3 protein-coding genes are annotated in these 1,847 nt (G+C 69.4%); all 3 read left to right on the top strand.

Annotated elements, in window-relative coordinates; translation table 11 throughout:
* Positions 1-486: Bug family tripartite tricarboxylate transporter substrate binding protein (locus tag AC1DOC_RS32060; protein WP_478131374.1), on the top strand; the 486-nt coding region annotated here is incomplete at its 5' end.
* 51 nt (positions 487-537) lie between these two features.
* Positions 538-1,347 (top strand): AadA family aminoglycoside 3''-O-nucleotidyltransferase, encoded by an 810-nt coding sequence (locus AC1DOC_RS32055; RefSeq protein ID WP_478080081.1) that lies wholly within the window; start codon positions 538-540, stop codon positions 1,345-1,347.
* A gap of 63 nt (positions 1,348-1,410) precedes the next feature.
* Positions 1,411-1,847: NAD(P)H-binding protein (locus AC1DOC_RS32050; protein ID WP_478131373.1), on the top strand; the 437-nt coding region annotated here is incomplete at its 3' end.

Here is a 1,847-nt window from a genome sequence, read left to right as displayed (position 1 = left end):
GCGGGAAGCCCTTCGCAGCTGATCGTCGAATCGCTGAAGGACGAGGTGGGCATCACCATGCTGCATGTGCCCTACCGCGCGAGCCCCATCGCCGATCTCGTCGGCGGACAGGTCGACACCTTGATGGAACCCATCGCCACGGGCTACCCGCTGATCAGCAGCGGCCGCGTGCAGGCGCTGGCCTACTCGGRCCCCACGCGGCACCCCGCGCTGCCCGACGTGCCCACGCTTTCGGAGGTGATGCCGGGCTTCTCGATGATGTCGTGGCACGGCATCTGGGCGCCCGCGAACACGCCGGCCGCGGTGCTCAACCGGTTCAACGCGGTGTTCGTCGAAGCCAGCAAGGACCCGGACCTTGCCAAGCGCATCAAGGATCTCAACAGCGAGCCGCTGGGCGTCACGCGCACCGAGATGAGCGCGATGGTGCGGCGCGACGCGGAGATCTACAGCCGCGTCGTGAAGGCGCGCAACATCCGCGTGGATTGACCTGCCGCGCCCATCGGCTTCCACTCCTCGCGGCCCTTAACATCGGCCGTGATGACCGCTTCACTGCCACCCGAAATCATCCCGCAGCTGGCGCAGGCGCGCGCCGTTCTCGAGCGCCACCTGGCCGGCACGCTCCAGGCCATCCACCTGTTCGGCTCCGCCGTCGATGGGGGGCTCAAGCCGCACAGCGACATCGACCTGATGGTGACCGTGGAAGCGCCGCTGGCCGCACAAGTGCGGCATCCGCTGATGACGGACCTGCTGTCGGTGTCGGGCAGCCCCGGCACCGATGGCCCATGGCGCCCGCTCGAAGTGACGCTCGTGGTGCGGGACGAGGTCGTGCCCTGGCGCTATCCGCCGCTGCGCGAGCTGCAGTTCGGCGAATGGCTGCGCGAAGAGTTGCAGGCCGGCATCGTGGAGCCGGCCATGCCGGACCATGACCTGGCGATCCTGCTCACGAAGCTCCGGCAGCACAGCGTCTGCCTGCTCGGCCCTCCTGCGGACGAACTGTTCGACCCCGTGCCGCGCGCCGATTTCTCGCGCTCCCTGCTGGACACCGTGGCGCAGTGGAACGACGCGCCGGATTGGCAGGGCGACGAACGCAATGTGGTGCTGGCGCTGGCGCGCATCTGGTTCAGTGCCTGCACCGGCCAGATCGCGCCCAAGGATGCCGCCGCCGCATGGGCGCTGGAGCGCCTGCCCGTCGAGCACCGGCCCGTGCTGGCAAGCGCGCATGCGGCTTACCTGGGCCGTGCGCCGGACAACTTGGCCGATCGTCCTACCCAGCTCGCGGCATTCGTGCGCTACACCAAGGCGCTGATCGAGGGTGCCGCCTGCGCAGGCCCCGCGCCCGCGCGGTGAGCCATTGCGCCAGTCGCACCCCGCCAGGCTTTTCTCCAGGCACGACGAAAAGGAGAGACACGGATGTACGTCATCATGGGTGGTACAGGGCATGTCGGTTCGGCGGTCGCGCAGGCGCTGCTCGGCCGCGGCGAAGCAGTGACGATCGTCACGCGCGACGCGAAGCGCGCAGGCGCGTGGCGCGCAAAGGGCGCCGAGATCGCCGAGGCGAATGCTGAAGACGTGGCGTCGCTGCGCGCGGCGTTGCAGCGCGGGCGCCGCGCCTTCCTGCTCAATCCATCCGCGGACACGTCGGCGGACACCGACACCATCGAGCGGCGCACGGTCGCCAACATCGTGCAGGCGCTCGAAGGCTCGGGGCTGCAGAAGGTGGTGGCGGAATCGACCGGCGGCGCGCAGCCCGGCGAGCGCATCGGCGACCTGAGCGTGCTGTGGGAACTCGAAGAGGGCCTGCGCCGCCAATCCATTCCGGCGGCCATCAACCGCGCGGCCTACTACAT

The organism is Variovorax sp. 01T439_2, assembly GCF_056398445.1.
The sequence above is the reverse complement of the archived record's forward strand: the minus strand, read 5'-3'. Positions and strand labels throughout refer to the sequence as shown.

Excerpts from the sequence above, each read along its gene's own strand:
- AC1DOC_RS32055 (WP_478080081.1), top strand. The coding sequence starts at position 538 with ATGACCGCTTCACTGCCACCCGAAATCATCCCGCAGCTGGCGCAGGCG.